The organism is Nocardia sp. NPDC050793 (assembly GCF_040654065.1).
GTDB lineage: Bacteria > Actinomycetota > Actinomycetes > Mycobacteriales > Mycobacteriaceae > Nocardia.
Genome location: NZ_JBFAHG010000004.1, coordinates 13684 through 29102, shown reverse-complemented (window position 1 = coordinate 29102; position 15419 = coordinate 13684). Strand labels below are relative to the sequence as shown.

General features: G+C 68.7%; 14 protein-coding genes. 6 read left to right on the top strand and 8 right to left on the bottom strand.

Annotated elements, in window-relative coordinates:
• Positions 1-34: 34 nt before the first annotated feature.
• Positions 35-1213 carry a serine hydrolase domain-containing protein gene (locus tag AB0H50_RS14655; RefSeq protein ID WP_357451666.1) on the bottom strand — a complete coding sequence of 393 codons (1179 nt, stop codon included), beginning with the start codon at positions 1211-1213 and terminating at the stop codon, positions 35-37.
• 92 nt (positions 1214-1305) lie between these two features.
• Complete coding sequence (locus AB0H50_RS14650; protein WP_357451663.1) at positions 1306-1659, bottom strand: hypothetical protein; 354 nt, start codon at positions 1657-1659, stop codon at positions 1306-1308.
• A gap of 516 nt (positions 1660-2175) precedes the next feature.
• Here AB0H50_RS14650 and AB0H50_RS14645 point away from each other — a divergent pair.
• The 3 genes from AB0H50_RS14645 to AB0H50_RS14635 all read left to right on the top strand — a co-directional run bounded on the left by AB0H50_RS14645 (position 2176) and on the right by AB0H50_RS14635 (position 3667).
• Entirely contained in the window at positions 2176-2823 is a 648-nt protein-coding gene (locus AB0H50_RS14645; protein WP_357451660.1) for a sigma-70 family RNA polymerase sigma factor, read from the top strand.
• Complete coding sequence (locus AB0H50_RS14640; RefSeq protein WP_357451657.1) at positions 2820-3062, top strand: hypothetical protein; 243 nt, start codon at positions 2820-2822, stop codon at positions 3060-3062. Before AB0H50_RS14645 ends, AB0H50_RS14640 begins: the two co-directional genes overlap by 4 nt.
• A 170-nt stretch (positions 3063-3232) precedes the next feature.
• Positions 3233-3667 carry a hypothetical protein gene (locus tag AB0H50_RS14635; protein WP_357451654.1) on the top strand — a complete coding sequence of 145 codons (435 nt, stop codon included), beginning with the start codon at positions 3233-3235 and terminating at the stop codon, positions 3665-3667.
• A gap of 58 nt (positions 3668-3725) precedes the next feature.
• On the opposite strand, the gene idi is transcribed toward AB0H50_RS14635, so the two are convergent.
• From idi to AB0H50_RS14615, 4 genes are read right to left on the bottom strand one after another with little or no spacing between them, the layout of a single operon-like run.
• Positions 3726-4304: an isopentenyl-diphosphate Delta-isomerase gene (idi, locus tag AB0H50_RS14630; RefSeq protein WP_357451651.1), complete on the bottom strand. Its 579-nt coding sequence runs from the start codon at positions 4302-4304 to the stop codon at positions 3726-3728.
• Positions 4301-5173: a geranyl diphosphate 2-C-methyltransferase gene (locus AB0H50_RS14625; protein ID WP_357451648.1), complete on the bottom strand. Its 873-nt coding sequence runs from the start codon at positions 5171-5173 to the stop codon at positions 4301-4303. Before AB0H50_RS14625 ends, idi begins: the two co-directional genes overlap by 4 nt.
• A 31-nt stretch (positions 5174-5204) precedes the next feature.
• Positions 5205-6860, bottom strand: coding sequence for a family 2 encapsulin nanocompartment cargo protein terpene cyclase (locus AB0H50_RS14620; RefSeq protein ID WP_357451645.1), 1656 nt, complete (start codon positions 6858-6860; stop codon positions 5205-5207).
• Between the two features lie 15 nt (positions 6861-6875).
• The gene (locus AB0H50_RS14615) at positions 6876-8282 is read right to left on the bottom strand and encodes a family 2B encapsulin nanocompartment shell protein (protein WP_357451642.1); all 1407 of its coding nucleotides are present in this window, start codon (positions 8280-8282) and stop codon (positions 6876-6878) included.
• A 285-nt stretch (positions 8283-8567) separates the two neighbouring features.
• Between AB0H50_RS14615 and AB0H50_RS14610 the strand changes: the two genes are divergently transcribed.
• The 3 genes from AB0H50_RS14610 (at position 8568) to AB0H50_RS14600 (ending at position 13038) form a co-directional block, all read left to right on the top strand.
• A complete protein-coding gene (locus AB0H50_RS14610) occupies positions 8568-9167 on the top strand; it encodes a hypothetical protein (protein ID WP_357451639.1) in 600 nt (199 codons plus the stop codon).
• A 173-nt stretch (positions 9168-9340) separates the two neighbouring features.
• Positions 9341-12286, top strand: coding sequence for an acyl-CoA synthetase (locus AB0H50_RS14605; protein WP_357451636.1), 2946 nt, complete (start codon positions 9341-9343; stop codon positions 12284-12286).
• 152 nt (positions 12287-12438) lie between these two features.
• Positions 12439-13038 (top strand): methionine biosynthesis protein MetW, encoded by a 600-nt coding sequence (locus tag AB0H50_RS14600; protein ID WP_357451633.1) that lies wholly within the window; start codon positions 12439-12441, stop codon positions 13036-13038.
• 50 nt (positions 13039-13088) lie between these two features.
• Here the strand turns inward: AB0H50_RS14600 and rffA are convergent, their stop codons facing one another.
• Both rffA and AB0H50_RS14590 read right to left on the bottom strand, forming a co-directional pair.
• On the bottom strand, positions 13089-14228 hold the full coding sequence (gene rffA / locus AB0H50_RS14595; RefSeq protein WP_357451630.1) for a dTDP-4-amino-4,6-dideoxygalactose transaminase: 1140 nt from the start codon (positions 14226-14228) through the stop codon (positions 13089-13091).
• Positions 14218-15342, bottom strand: a complete 1125-nt coding sequence (locus AB0H50_RS14590; protein ID WP_357451627.1) for a glycosyltransferase family 2 protein — start codon at positions 15340-15342, stop codon at positions 14218-14220. The genes rffA and AB0H50_RS14590 overlap by 11 nt, the downstream gene beginning before the upstream one ends.
• Positions 15343-15419 lie beyond the last annotated feature (77 nt).

The following is a 15419-nucleotide window of genomic DNA, read 5'->3' as shown; positions in this document are numbered from 1 at the left end:
CCCAGGACTTCGCGCGACACCGAGCGAGGTGCGGTCAGCTCGCTTTCTTCGCGAGGTTGTGGGCCAGCGCGCCGAGCCGGGCGAGGCGAGCGTCACCGAGCGGGGTGAGCTTGCCGCCGAGCCGGTTGGTGACGAACCCGAGCGACATCCCGGTGGCCGGGTCCGCGAAGGCGCCGGAACCGCCGAGCCCGAAATGCCCGAACGCCGAAATCGGCGCGGCTTTGGAGGGCATCATCGGCACGCCGTGGAAGCCGAGGCCCCACGGGATGCGGAAGGCGAGCACGTAGTCGGGGGTGAAGACTTGGCGCTCCCGCATCCGATCGATGGTCTCCGCGCCGAGCAGCCGGTAGCCGTCGAGGCTGCCGCCGATCGCCAACGCGCCGTACAGCCTGGCCAGCGCCCGCGCCGAGAAGACCCCGTTCACGCCGGGCATCACCGAATCGTGCAGCCGCGGGTCCTCCATCAGCTCGGCGAAACCGCTCGGCGTCGTGTCCACGGCGGCGGCGAGCCGGCGGCTGCGCCCCATGATCCGTGCGCCGCGCTCCCAGCTCATCCCGGCGACCGTCAGTTTCGGGAAGTTCACGGCGATACGCGTCCGCTCGGCTTCCGGAACACGGAACCAAAGTTCCTCGGCGCCGAGCGGTTCGGCGATCTCGGTGCGCAGCACCTCGGTGAAATCCGCACCCGCGACGCGCCGGACCAGCTCGGCGACCAGGTGCCCGAAGCTGATGCCGTGATAGCCGCTGGTCGTGCGGTGCCGCGGATCGGGCGTGGCGGCGGCCAGCGCCGCGGTGACCGCGGCGTCGTCGAAGAAGCGCTCCGGCGGGCCGGGCAGCAGATTGCGCAGCCGGTGCAGTCCGGCGCGGTGGCTCAGCAGCGCGCGCACGGTGATGTGTTCCTTGCCTGCCGCGGCGAATTCGGGCCAGTACTCCGCGACGGGGTGGTCGTAGTCGAGCAGTCCGCGTTCGGCGAGACGATGCAGCAGCGTGGCCGCGACACCCTTGCCGGTGGAGTACGCCACGGCCAGGGTGTCGTGCTGCCACGGCAGACCCGGTCGCGCGAACCCGGCCCAGACGTCGACCACCGGCTCGCCGTGCAAGTAGACCGTGAGCGCGCCGCCGCCGTCGCTCGGACGACGGAAGAGCCGGTCGAATTCGGCGACCAGGCCGACGAAGCGACGATCCACGAACTGCGTTGTCGGAGGTGTCGGCATCGTCGGTTCCTTTCTGTCCTTCTCAGACTAGAGGCGGACAGAGTCGACCCCGCCGGTTCCGGGCTCGGGAACCGGCGGGGGAGCGGGGAACGTCAGGCCGCGATCACGGCGGTGCGCAGCGCGCGGAGGGTGTCGGCGGGTTCGGCGACATCGATGACGAGCCGGGTGAACTCGGAGCCTCTCAGCTCGACGCGCACGCCGCTGCCCTCGAAGCGAGTGTCCCAGAACTCCTTGCGGCCCTTGCCTCGGAAGGTGCCCGCGGCGATCACACCGGGGAAGAAGGTGCCTGGCGCCCGCACCCACGGCGGCCGCAGATCGACCTCCGCCGGGGCCACTTCGATGACGTCGCGCAGGTCGAAGGTGAGCTGGTCGCGCAGCGCGAGCAGCCGATGTGGGCCGAGCACCCGGACCGTCACCGTCGTTCCCGTGACCTCGATCTCCACCATCGCGCACCTCGCAATCGCCCCCGGACTTCCGTACGCACCCAGCATGGAGTCCGCCCCTGGACTGAGCCTGTGCCGATCCTGTGATTTCCCCAAGCTTCCGGACGGGCTTGGCAGATATCGCTACATGGATATGCGCATTGATGCATGTTAGAAACCTAGGACGAGCCTGTCCAGCACCCAAAAAGACCGGCAAGGACGGGGAGGAGGCCGCGGCCGAGTCGTGCTCGGCGTCGGGTAAGAAACCCTCGTCGAGCGACACTAACTGTGCATGATGGTTCATTTGCGGCAGCGGACCACACCCGCGGGCGTACCCGGGTTGTCAGCCGATGTCCGGGATTGGCGTAGACGCTGGCTCCTGGCGTCCGGCTTCCCGACACGATTGGCCGAGGCTGTGAGCTCCGATCCTGGGTTCGATATGCATGCGTTGCTACAGCTCGTCGACCTGGGCTGCCCGCCCGAGTTGGCGGTGCGCATTCTGGCGCCGATGCCCGAGCAGGAGACGCTACTGTGAGCACTGTGAACCCCACGACCTCCGGCGTGGCGCACAGGCAGGCCGACGAGCAGTGGCTGGCTGATCTGACCGACAACGGCCCCGCCGGTCGTGATGCGGTTGCGCGTTTGCGCGAGGTGTTGCTGCGGGCCACTCGGCATCAGGTGTGGCGCCTGCGTGATCTGCTGCCAGGGGCGGGAGCTGGTGATCTGGAGGACTTGGCGCAGCAGTGTGCCAACGACGCCGTGTTGTCTGTTCTTCGCCGGCTCCCGACGTTCGAGGGGCGCAGTCGTTTCACCACGTGGGCCTACAAGTTCGGGGTGCATCACGCCGGTGTGGCGGTCCGCCGCCAGGCATGGCGGCACCGGGAAATCCTGTTGCCGGACGCACTGACCTCGCTCGCCGACAGATCACCGACTCCGGAAACCGTGGTGGGCGCAACCGAGCTCGCCCGCGCTGTCGAGGCCGCGATCGCCCGGGACCTCACCCCGCACCAGCGGCGCATCCTGCTGGCGCTGGTGGTCGAGCAGGTGCCGATCGATGTGCTGGCCGATCGTCTTGGCAGCACCCGCAATGCCCTCTACAAAACGTTGCACGATGCCCGCCGTCGCCTGCGATCCGCGCTCATCGCCAGCGGGCATCTCGACATCAGCCCTGACCGGAGCATCTCATGACCGATCCGAAACCGGCTTCGAGCGCCGAAACGATCGCCGGCTTGTTGGCCGACACCAGCCCGTACCTGTCCTGCGACGACTGCTTCGCTCGGCTCGACGAGTACGTCGAGCGCCGCATCGCCGACCCTCGCTACGAGGACCTCGCCATGCAGACGCACCTGGTCGGATGCGGCGCCTGCGCCGAAGAGGCACAAGCCCTGCGGGAACTGCTCGACCAGTACCGCGACTTGTCGGAGTAGCAGCACAGACACCGCGAGGCGAAATCTTTTCCTTCCGCCGGTAAGACTTTCGCAGCCACGGCCACTAACAGGTGTGAACCGGTCAGGTCGGCGAGCAGCTCGGCGCACCCGCGTCAAGGCCCCGACCGACCGGACTCATCGACTCCCGCATCACTTCCTAGGAGAAAAAGATGACTGTGCACACCGATCGCACCCAGCCGGGGCCGACCATCACCGATCCCGGCTACCAGGCGTTCTGGGCGCTGCGGCTCGGTTTCGGTGTCCTGCCCATTCTGTTCGGGCTCGACAAGTTCGCCAACATCCTCACCGACGACTGGACGCGCTACCTCGCCGGGTTCTTCGACAACCTCGTCCCCGGCGATGCGCACACGGCGATGAACCTCGTCGGCATCATCGAGATCGTCGCAGGCATCGCCGTCCTCGTTTTCCCGCGCCTGGGTGCTCCACTGGTCGCGGCATGGCTGGGCGGCATCATCGTCAACCTGCTGCTCGTCGGAGGGTACGGCGACATCGCGCTGCGCGACTTCGGGCTCATGGCCGCCGCACTCGTCCTGACCCGCCTGGCATGGGCCTACCCGAACGGACTGCCCACACGGCAACCCTGAACCGACGACGACGAAAAGGCCCAGCCCGCAGAATCGCTGGGCTGGGCCGAGACGTGAATCAGTGCGCGGACCGATGCCCAGCGTGACGTGCCGCGTCGGCGATCTCCAGCACATCCGCCAACCACGGCGTGTAGCTGCCCGGATCGTCCGCCAGCGCGTCGCGCAGTTCCTCCGGCTGGAGCCAGGTGTACGCGGCGACCTCGGCGGGATCGGGCCGCGGCATTCCCGCGTCCATCAGTCCGACGATCACGTGGTCCCACTCGTGCTCGACGCGGCCGGTGACGTTGTCCTGCGCCTGATAGCGGAAGACGCCGACCTCGGTGAGTGTGGTGGCCAGCCCCATCTCCTCGGCGAGCCGGACCGCGGCGGCGGCCAGCACCGGCTCCCCAGGCGCGGGATGCCCGCAGCAGGTGTTGGCCCACAGCAGGGGAAAGCGGGTCTTCGCGGCGGCCCGCTGTTGCAGCAGGACCCGGCCTGCCGAGTCGAAGAGCAGCACGGAGAACGCGCGATGGAGTCGCCCTGGCGCCTGGTGCGCCTCCGAGACCGGGCACGCGCCGACCGCGCGGCCCGCCTCGTCCACGAGCTCGACGGGCAGTGCCTCGCGGTCGGTCAGCGGCTGGGCGAGGGTCTCGGTCACCGCCCCACCTTATCGGCGGCAATGAGCAGGTACTGGAAGCTGCCCTCCCGGTAGGCGGTGAGGAATGGCTTTTCCACACCCGTCGCGAGCTCGGACTTCGTGCGCAGATCCCAGTACGGGATGGTGGCCGCCGTGAGGTCGATCACGTCGATGGGCACCAAGTTGTTCTCGGCCATCGCGCGGAAGTACTCGCTGCGCGGATGGATCATGCAGCCGTAGTGCGCGTCGATCCAGCTGACCGAGGAGGAACGCCCGCCGGTCACGTCGTTGGAGCAACCGGTGATGCAGACGTAGCGCCCGCCGGGCTCCAGCAACCGGGAGAACTCGCGGAACAGGTCGAACAGGTCGACGTACATGGTGGTCTCGTTGGTCCAGATCCCGCGCATCACGCCGCTGTCGAAGCCGGTGTCGAGCATGTTGCGGAAATGGAACCGCACCTTGTCCGCGACGCCGCGGTGCTGCGCCTGGTCGTTGGCGAAGCCGACCTGGTACTCCGAGATGGTCACCCCGTCCACCTGGCAGCCGAAGCGCTGGTTGGCCATGAAACTGGTGCCGCCGCGCCCGGATCCGCCGTCCATCAGCCGATCGCCGGGGCGGACGTCGCCGAGGTGGTCGAGCAGCAGGTCGGCCTGCGCGGTCTCGAGCCGGTGCAGTTCCTCGACGATCCGCTGCTGACGGGTGTTCTCGGGGCCCTCGAGCACCGAGAGATCGGGATCGCCGATGCCGTAGTGGTGGTGGTAGAGCCCGTCGACCTCGCCCAGTACGGTGTTGACCCGGTCGTCGTTGGGGTTGTCGTTCCAGTACGCCGCAACGGATTTCTGATAGTTGGTGCGCAGCACGGCCTCGGCCTTGGGGTTGAGCATGGTCATGCGTGATCATCCTCTCTCGTTGCGGTACTGGCTATTCGGCATCTTTGTAGCGACGGCTGTCGGCGTGCCAGGCGCGATTTCCGCCCATCCACGCCCACAGGCCGACGAGGAAGCGGCGCAGTTCCGGCGAACCGCCGGCGGCCAGCGGCGCGGCCTCGCGTTCGAAACGGTGCACGAGCTCGTCGTGGACCGCGGCGGTGTGCAGCACCGCCTCCCTGCGGGAACACTGCTCTTCGGCGGCGAGCACCGTGGGGAGGTTGAATTCCCTTCCGTTGGAAAGGTCTTCGCGTGCCATCGAGTACAGATCGTTGACCATCTGGGCGGCCAGCGCCGCGGTGGTCGTGACGCGCCGCACGGCGGGGTGGGTGTACTCCGCGGCGGGGACCTCGTAACCGCCGAGTGTGTCGATCGGCGCCATGCACGGCAGGAAGCTGTGCGGCTGGCGGTTGGTGAGGTATTCCCAGACCGGTGGCATCCGGCCCGCGGCGCGCCAGCCCGCCTCGGCGCCGAGTGCGATGAACCAACCGCCGATCTCGGTGCGCAGCCTGGCCAGTTGCGCCGGGGTCGCGTACCGGGCCAGGTGCTCGAACGAGGTGCGGAAGGCCCGCAGGATCGGATCGGCCTGCAAAGCACGCTCCAGTTGCGGGGCGTAGCGCGCGGGCAGATGAGCGGGATCCATGACGGCCATGCACAGTTCGAGCCGCGGGCCCAGCTCGGCTTCCGGACTGGACGGGGTGCCGTCCGGAGCGCGGTCGTCGGCGTCCGGCTCACAGTAGTAGTCGTCCACGGACCATTCCGAGACCGCGCATTTGGCCGCGGCCAGTAGTTGGTCGGCGTTGGAACAGTCGGGGTGGGCGAGCATGATGAGCCGTCCGAAGTCGGCCTTGCGCAGCTCGTCGAGCCTGCCCTCGTAGAGCCCGATGTCCTCGGCCCAGGCCAGCAGGCCTTCGTTCACCGCCTCCGCCAGCGCGGGATCGTCGCGCAGCGGCGGCGGACAGTACAGCGGCGGAATGCGCGATCCGCTGCCGATCTCTGCCGAGGCGGTGCCGAGCCCGGACGGACCCGGCGGTGCGTACGCGGCGGGCCGTACCGTTGTGGACGCGGTGCCCAAACCGGTGGGACCCAACGGAATCCGGGTGCGTAGCGAGCCCGTCACAGCCTCCTGTTCGGCGACGGTGGCGTGCCCGTTGCTCTCCGGTGTGGCGACCTGCCCGTTGATCCGTCCGGCGACCGGCACCGCGGGGCCGGACGGAATCGGCGGGCGCCGCGACTCCGCCGGGCCGGCCCCCTGCGCCGGGCCGACGGAGGTCGCGACGTTCCCGTCCGGCCGTGCGGCCGGAGGCTGTTCGACGCCGTCCGCTACCGGAGCGGCGCCGGGTTTCGACGGTCCGATCGCCACGGCCTCCGGCGCGACATACGGCGTCGTCGGTCCGGTGTCGTGATCGGTCGATACGGGCAGCCGCAACGCGGCCGCTCCCAGGCCCCGTGGGCCGAGCAGCCGGACCGGCGTCGGGCCGGCCGCTCTCGAGGGAGGAGCCGAATCATCGGGCGGCGCGGGCGTTTCCGTTGCCGCTTCGGTGAACAGGTCGGCGGGCGCCGGGCTGTCCGGGTTGGTGAGCAGCGCCGCGATATCGGCCGCAAGGTCGTGCGTGGCGGCGGGCGCGGCGGCGCGGGAGAGCACCGACATCGGTCATCACCCCGGCTAGTCCGCCTGCCGGGCGACCAGGACATTGTCGAGCACCCCGAGGGCGTCCGGGACCAGCACGGCGGCCGAGTAGTAGCAGCTGACCAGGTACGAGATGATCGACTGGTCGTCGATGCCCTTGAAGCGCACGTTCAGGCTGGGCTCGAACTCGTCCGGAATCCCGGTCTGGTGCAGTCCGATCACGCCTTGGTCCTTCTCGCCGAGGCGCATGGCGAGAATCGAGGTGGTCCCGCTCTCGCTCACCGGGATCTTGCCGCACGGGAAGATCGGCACGCCGCGCCACGCGGGCACCCGGTGGCCGTCGATGTCCACCGGATCGGGGTAGATCCCGCGCTTGGTGCATTCGCGGCCGAACGCGGCGATCGCTTTCGGATGCGCCAGAAACATTTTCGTGCTGCGGCGCATGCTCAGCAGCTCGTCCATGTCGTCCGGGGACGGCGGGCCGGACTCGGTGTAGATGCGCTGCTTGAGGTCGCAGTTGTGCAGCAACCCGAAATCGGGGTTGTTCACCAGATCGTTTTCCCGGCGTTCGTAGAGCGCCTCGACGGTCAGGCGCAGCTGCTGTTCGACCTGATTCATCGGGTCGTTGAACAGATCGGCGACACGGGAATGCACCCGCAGCACGCTCTGCGCGAGGCTGAGCTCGTATTCGCGCGGGGAGGCGTCGTAGTCGACGAAGGTGCCTTCCAGCAGCGGCTCGCCGGAATGGCCGGAGGAGATCTCGATGTCGGCCTCGCCCTTGGAATTCTGCCGATGAGCGGGCGCCGCGGCGACGCGTTCGAGTTGCTCGCGCAACGCGGGCGCGTTCTCGACGATTTCGTCGAGAGTTTGCCGGGGGAGTACCAGCATGGTCGTCTTGGTGACCGTCTTGACCGTCACCGGCCAGATCGCGGAGGAATCGATCAGGGTTTCGGAGCCGAAGTAATCGCCGGTGCCGAGCATGCCGACTTTGGTTTGCTCGCCGAATTCTCCCGAGCCGATCTTGGCCAGTTTGCCGTGCACGATCAGGATGACCTGATTCATCGGATTGCCGAATTCCGCTACGACAGTGCCGGGTTCGAGATCGCGCTGTTCGAAACGCTGCGCGAGCGCGGCCAGCGCTTCCTCGTCGTCGAATCCGCGCAATTGCGGAAGTTCTTGCAGCTCCAGCGGAATCACCCTGGCCTGGCCGCCGTCGACGACGAATTCGACCTCACCGTTTCCGATGGTGTGGGTCAGGCGCCGGTTCACCCGGTAGATACCGCCGTTGACCTGCACCCAGGGCAGCATGCGGGTGAGCCAGCGCGAGCTGATGCCCTGCATCTGCGGTTCGGATTTGGTGGTGTGCGCCAACTGATGGGCGGCGCCCGTGCTCAGGGTCTTGCGACCGTTGGTTTCCGCTTGGACTGGCATTTCTATGGTCATGCGTGGTCCTCACCTCGAGGGGTCACCGGGACAGGTCGATGGTGTTTCTTGGGCACGACAGATCAGCAGACCGGAAGAGGCCTGCGAGGAGACGATTCGAGCGAGTGGAAAGTGTTACGCGACAGTGCGTTCCAGACGGCATAGATGTTAGGTGGCGGAAGTATTGCGGCGCAGCGGAATTCGCAGAATGGGCGCGATCGGATTCGGATGGTTACGACATGCGTTCGATCCAGATAACGCCAGGTAACGTCCTGGGATGAATCGCGGATTCGCCGAACTTTCGCCGTGCTACTCGGCCTGATCACGGCCGCCACCTACGAGTCCTACGACACGGCGCAGAGCCTGGTCGCCGACGAGGCCGCCTCGCTCGGCACGCTCTACCGAGAGGTGAGCGCCTATCCGGAACCGCAGCGCAGCCTGCTCCAGAAGGATCTGGTCGACTACGCCGACAACGTGCTCACCGAGGCGTGGCCCGCGCTGCGCGAGGGTCGCGAGCCGATGGGCGGAACCGCGCTGGTGACCCGGTTCCAGGTGAACCTGCTTGCCTTCGAGCCGAAGACCACCGCGCAGGAGATCGTGCACGCCGCCACCATCGAACAGTTCGCGCGCTTCGACTCCGACCGCAGGCATCGGATCAACGCCACCGCGGGCGGTATGCCCGACGTGCTGTGGTGGGTGATCCTGGTCGGCGGCGCGATCAACGTGGTGCTGCTGTGCATGTTCAGCCTGAACCGCGACGCGCACCTGCTACTGGGCGGACTGTTCGCCTTCTTCCTCGGCGCGATGATCTTCCTGATCGCCGCCATGGACTATCCGTTCCGCGGTGATCTCAGTATCAGTCCCGATCCTTTCGAGAGCATGTATATCAACGTCATGGGCCGATGACCGCGCTCACCTGCCATCGAACCTGCCACAGCCGACACATGGGGGACACCCGATGTGGGAAGCTCGTCTATACGCATAGACGGCATGCTTCTCGGGGGCCGGAAGGGTGGTCTCTTCGCGCCGAGTGCGCGGAGGTCGTGTGGGCACATTGCAGGGTAGGGCCAGGAGCGATGGTGAACTTCGGTAAGGAATTGGTGGGCTCGGTGCAGCGGTTGATGGCGACCGCGCAGAACGGCCTGGAGGTGATCCGCTTCGGCGGTCTCACCCATGATGTCGAGTCGTCGCCCTTCGAGGTGGTCGAGCGCCGCAGGATGTACCGTCTGCGGCATTACTTCCCCGACGACGCGACGCCGGGCCGTCCCGTCGCGGTGCTGGTGCCGCCGCTCATGGTCAACGCCGACATCTGGGACGTGAACGCGGAAGGCGGCGCCGTCGGCATCCTGCATCGCGGTGGAATCGATTGCTGGGTGGTCGACTTCGGTTCTCCGGCGAGCGAGGAGGGCGGCTGGGAGCGCGACCTCGCCGATCATGTCCTCGCGGTGAGCAGCGCCATCGACACGGTGTGCGAGGCGACCGGCGGCGACGTGCACCTGATGGGCTACTCGCAGGGCGGCATGTTCGCCTACCAGACCACCGCCTACCGCTACGGCAAGGGCGTGGCGAGCATCGTGACCTTCGGCAGCCCGGTCGACATCGTCGCGGGCATCCCGTTCGGTCTGCCGTACGGGCTGGTCTCGGATGTGGCCGACTTCCTGGCCGACCACGTGGTCACCCGGCTGCCCATCACCGACTCGATGGTGCGTCTCGGCTTCCAGATGCTCGATCCGGTCAAGACCGCGAAGGCCAGGATCGACTTCCTGCGCCAGCTGCACGACCGCGAGGCGCTGCTGCCCAAGGAGCGCCAGCGCCGCTTCCTGAACAGCGACGGCTGGATCGCCTACGCCGGGCCAGCGGCCGCCGATCTGCTCAAGCAGTTCGTGGCGCACAACCGGATGATGCTGGGCGGCTTCGTGATCCGCGATCAGCCGATCTCGCTGGCCGAGCTGAAGTGCCCGATCCTCGCGTTCGTCGGCGAGGTGGACGACATCGGCCAGCCCGCCGCGGTGCGCGGCATCGTGCGCGCGGCGCCGAACGCGGAAGTGTTCGAGGCAAGCCTGGTCGCAGGCCACTTCGGTCTCGTCGCGGGCAGCATGGCCACCAACCACACCTGGCCGCTGGTGCGGCAGTGGGTGGAGTGGATGGACGGCGGCAGGCCGCTGCCCGCGGAGATCTTCCGGATGACCGAGCACGTGCCGGCCAACCGGCCGCGTTCGGCGGCCACCCGGGTGGTGCACACCGCGGGGACGCTCGCCGAGGCGGGCGCGGGGATGGGCAAGGCGCTGGAAGGCATCGCGAACAACACCGTGCGCGGTTCGATCGAGCTCGCGGGCGAGGCGGCGCGGGCGCTGCCAAGGCTGACCCGGCTGGGCATGATCCAGCCCAACACCCGCATCTCGCTCGGCAAGCTGCTCGCCGAGCAGGCCGATCGGGCGCCGCTGCGCGAGTGCTTCCTCTTCGAGGATCGCGTGCACACCAACGCGGCGGTCAGCGTCCGCATCGACAACGTGGTGCGCGGCCTGATCTCGATCGGCATCCGCCCCGCGACCAGGGTCGGCGTGGTGATGGAGACCCGTCCGAGCGCCCTGGTGACGGTGGCGGCGCTATCGCGTCTCGGCGCGGTGGCCGTACTGCTCGCGCCGGGCAGCGAGCTGGGCAAGGCCATCGAGCTGACCGGCGCCGAGACGGTGATCACGGATCCGGAGAACCTCCGCGTCGCGGCGGCAACCGGCGCCCGGGTGCTCGTGCTCGGCGGCGGCGACGCGCGCGGACTGGATATCCCGGTCAGCGACAACGTGATCGATCTGGAGCAGATCGATCCGACCCAGGTGCGGGTGCCCGCCTGGTACCGCCCGAATCCCGGCCTGGCGCGGGAACTCGCCTTCGTGCTGGTGACCGGCACCGGCGATCGGCTGGAGACCAAGTACATCACCAACCACCGCTGGGCGCTGTCGGCCTTCGGCACCGCGACCAGCGCCGACCTGGACCGCAAGGACACCGTGTACTGCCTTGCGCCGCTGCACCATTCTTCGGGTCTGCTGGTCAGCCTCGGCGGCGCCATCGCGGGCGGCAGCCGCATCGCGCTGGCCAGGTCGCTCGACCCGGCCCAGTTCGCCGAGGAGGTGCACCGCTACGGCGTCACGGTGGTGACCTACACCTGGACGATGCTGCGCGACATCCTCGACGCGGGCGTGTTCCCGGCCGGGCACCGGCATCCGATCCGGCTGTTCATCGGCTCCGGCATGCCCGCCGGGCTGTGGCGGCGCACCACCGAACAGTTCGAGCCCGCGCGGGTGCTGGAGTTCTACGCCTCCATCGAGGGCGATGTGGTGCTGGCCAACGTGACCGGCGCGAAGGCGGGCTGCAAGGGCCGCCCGGTGCCGGGCACCGCCAAAGTCGAACTGGTGGCCTACGACCCGGTCGCGAGCCGCATCCTGGCCGACGAGTCCGGTTTCGCCCGCCGCTGCGCGGACAACGAGGTCGGCCTGCTGATCGGCAGGGCCTCGGAGGGCGTCGACATCTCCGCGGGCGGCCTGCGCGGCGTGTTCGGCGCGGGGGACTCGTGGATGCCGACCGAGAATCTGTTCCGCCGCGACAGCGACGGCGATTTCTGGCTGGTTGACCGCAAGGACACGGTGATCCACACCGCGCGCGGCCCGGTGTTCGGACAGCCGATCGTGGACGTGCTCAACGACATCACCGCGGTCGACCTGGAGGTGGCCTACGGTCTGCCGGTCGGCGGTCAATGCCTCGCGGTGGCGGCGGTCTCGGTGCGCAAGGGTTTCACCCTCGAGCCGAAGGACGTCACCGAGGCGGTCCGCGCCCTCGATCCCGATCAACGCCCTGACCTGGTGTACGTGGTCGACGAGATCCCGCGCAGCGCCAGCTACCGCCCGTCCACCCGCGCGGTGCAGGCGGCCGGACGACCGGAGCCGGGGCCGCTCACCTGGTGGTACGACCGGAAGACCGAGAACTACGAGGTGCTCACCGAGGCCGAGGCGCGCGACCTGCTCGGCGACTGAACCGGAACGTGTTGTAGATCCGTCGGATTGGCCCCGGCTCGCGCACCCGGACAATTCGCGCACGGGCGTCGGCTGGCATAGTTTGTCCCGGGGTCAGCCCGCGCGGCGCCGGAGGCCGCACCCGACGTCCGACAACCGTTCAGGGGTACTTGGTGAGTCAGAGCCTCATCTATCGCAATCGCGCCGTGTACGAGCTGCTGATGCGCGGACTGTACGGCCGCCACTACGCGGCCAGGTACGGCGCGATCGCCGGGCTGGTGCCCGACGGGGCCGAGGTGGTCGACGTGTGCTGTGGTCCGGCGACGCTGTACACCCGCTATCTGCGCGCCAAGTCGGTCGCCTACACCGGGCTGGACTTGAACGAGCGTTTCGTCGCCGACGTCTCCCGCGCGGGCGGGCGCGGACTGGTCTGGAACATGCGCTCGGACGCCGCGCTGCCCGAGGCGGACTACGTGGTGATGCAGGCCAGCCTCTATCACTTCCTGCCCGAGCCCGCTCCGGTGCTGGACCGGATGCTCGCGGCGGCACGCAAGTCGGTCATCGTCGCCGAACCGGTCCGCAACCTGGCGACCAGCCGCAATCGGGTGCTCGCCACCGTCGGCCGCCGCTTCACCAACGCGGGCGACGGTCGCCAGGCGCACCGCTTCACCGAGGCCACCCTCGACGAATTCTTCCGCCGCTACGAGTCGCGCGTCGCACAGCGAGCGCTGATCGCGGGCGGCCGCGAGAAGCTGTACGTGCTGTCCGCCTGAACGTCCCGCGACCGGGTGCGGGTGGCGCCGGGCCCGGGTCGCGGGGTGGATCAGACGGTGAAGGCGGTGACCGCCTCGGTCACCCTGGCCACCTGGTCGTCGCGCAGATCCGGCCAGAGTGGAAGACGCACAACGGTTCCGGAGAACTCGGCGCTGCGCACGCACGGGCGCGGCGTGCGGCCGAGCTTCAGGCCCGCCGGACTGGAGTCCAGCGGCACGTAGTGGAACGGGGCCGAGATGCCGAGGCCGCCGAGATGGCCGATCAAGTCGTCGCGGCGCTGCTCGGTGGGCGTGCGCAGGTAGTACAGGTGTGCGGTGTGCGCGCGGTCGTCGGGCACCGTCATGAGCCGGACGTCGTTGCGCGCCGCCCAGTCCGCCAGACCCGCGGAGTAGGCGTCCCATACCCGGTGCCTGCCGGACTGGATCGCGTCGAACTCGTCGAGCTGCGCGTCGAGCACCGCCGCGTTGAGCTCGCTGGGCAGGTAGCTGGAACCGATGTCCTGCCAGGAGTACTTGTCCACCGCGCCGCGCAGGAAGCGGGCCCGGTCGGTGCCCTTCTCCCGGATGATCTCCGCGCGGGCCATCAGGATCTCGTCGGTGAGCAGCAGCGCGCCGCCCTCGCCGCAGTGCACGTTCTTGGTGTCATGGAAGCTCAGCGTGCCCAGCGTGCCGATGGTGCCGAGCGGGCGTCCGCGGTAGCTGCCGCCGAGCCCGTGCGCGTTGTCCTCGACGACGGCGAAACCGTGCTGCGCGGCCAGCGCAAGCAGCCGGTCCATGTCCGCGGCGACGCCGCCGTAGTGGATGACCACGACGGCCTTGGTGCGCTCGGTGACCGCCGCGGCCACCGATTCCGGGTCCAGATTGCCGGTGGCCGCGTCGATGTCGGCGAAGACGCAGGTCGCGCCGCGCAACGCCATCGAGGTGGCCGTCGAGGTGAAGGCGAAGCTCGGCACGATCACCTCGTCCTCTGGGCCGAGCTCGAGCAGCAGGCCCGCCATCTCCAGTGCGGAGGTGCAGGAGGTGGTCAGCAGCGCGTGCGGCGCTCCGGTGATGGTCTTCAGCTTCGCGGTGGCCGACGCGGTGAACTGCCCGTCGCCATGGCTGTGGTCGGAGGCCAGCACGGCCTCGAGGTTGGCCAGTTCCCGGCTCGCCCGGAACGGACGGCTGAAGATGACGCGGTCAGTGCTCAACCCGGTCGGTCCCCCTGCTCGTGGTCGTGGTCAGTTCCCGCGCCTCGGGCGCCCGCGCGGTCACGTCCTCGGCGACCGTCGGCTGCGCTGGGCGCGGCGTCGGTGAGTCGACGGTGAGATACAGCGGCTTGCCCACCAGGATGTGCAGGGCGACCCCGAGGTACTCGGCAATGAGGCCCAGTGAGAACAGAATCGCTCCGGAACACAGCAGCAGCACCACGATGGTGGAGGCCCAGCCCTCCGGCGCCCAGCCGTCCATGGTGAGCGCCTCGTACACGACGACGGCCGCCATCACCACGCCCGCCAGCGCCAGCGTCACGCCGAGCATGCTGACCAGGCGCAGGCCGCGGGTTCCGCTGCACAGCACCATCTTCCAGAACAGCGAGAACAGCCTGCGGTAGTTGTAGCCGGATTCCTCGCGGCCCTCGGCGCGCAGCACCACCGGCTCCTGCGCCACCGTGCCGACCACCCAGGTGAGCGCGACGTCGAGGTACACGCCGTTGGAGGCGACCTCGGCGAGCTGGCGGCCGATGTCGCCGCGGATCAGCCGGTAGCTCTCGAACCTGGTCGAGTCGGGAAAGGCGAACAAAGTCGCGAGCACGATCTTGGCTCCGCGCGAGGTCAGGTTGCGCAGGAAGCCGTGCGGGCGGGTGTTGGTCGGCTTGGAATAGACCAGGTCGGCGCGTTCGGTGAGCGCGGCGTCGAGGAACGCGCCGATGAAGCGGGGATCGTGCTGACCGTCCTCGTCCATGGTGACGATCCAGTCGCCCCGCGCGGCCGACATTCCGGCGATGGTGGCGGCGTCCTGACCGAAATTGCGGCTCAACCAGACGGTGCGCACCTCGGGGTAGGTCCGTTCCAGTTCCTGGAGGACGACGTCGGAGCGATCGGGCCCGTTGTCGTGCACCAGGATGATCTCCTCGACCCGGAACGCGGTGCCGCCGGGCGTCTGGGAGCCCGCGGTGAGCGCGTGCAGCTCGGCGGTCAATGCGCCGATGGTGTTCTCGCCCCGATACACCGGCACCACAACGGAAATGCCGTGTGGCCGGTCGACGCCGGGGCGTCCGCTCGCGACGACGTCGGAGCGGAGCGGGCGAGCGGAGGGAATCGGCATCAGCTGGATCAACTTTCGATGACGGTGCGTGCCGGTATTGCCCGCTGGACAGCGGAGCCCGAGCCGCGGTGAACTCT

Excerpts from the sequence above, each read along its gene's own strand:
- AB0H50_RS14655 (WP_357451666.1), bottom strand. The coding sequence starts at position 1,213 with ATGCCGACACCTCCGACAACGCAGTTCGTGGATCGTCGCTTCGTCGGC.
- AB0H50_RS14650 (WP_357451663.1), bottom strand. The coding sequence starts at position 1,659 with ATGGTGGAGATCGAGGTCACGGGAACGACGGTGACGGTCCGGGTGCTC.
- AB0H50_RS14640 (WP_357451657.1), top strand. The coding sequence starts at position 2,820 with ATGACCGATCCGAAACCGGCTTCGAGCGCCGAAACGATCGCCGGCTTG.
- AB0H50_RS14635 (WP_357451654.1), top strand. The coding sequence starts at position 3,233 with ATGACTGTGCACACCGATCGCACCCAGCCGGGGCCGACCATCACCGAT.
- AB0H50_RS14625 (WP_357451648.1), bottom strand. The coding sequence starts at position 5,173 with ATGACCATGCTCAACCCCAAGGCCGAGGCCGTGCTGCGCACCAACTAT.
- AB0H50_RS14620 (WP_357451645.1), bottom strand. The coding sequence starts at position 6,860 with ATGTCGGTGCTCTCCCGCGCCGCCGCGCCCGCCGCCACGCACGACCTT.
- AB0H50_RS14615 (WP_357451642.1), bottom strand. The coding sequence starts at position 8,282 with ATGACCATAGAAATGCCAGTCCAAGCGGAAACCAACGGTCGCAAGACC.
- AB0H50_RS14590 (WP_357451627.1), bottom strand. The coding sequence starts at position 15,342 with ATGCCGATTCCCTCCGCTCGCCCGCTCCGCTCCGACGTCGTCGCGAGC.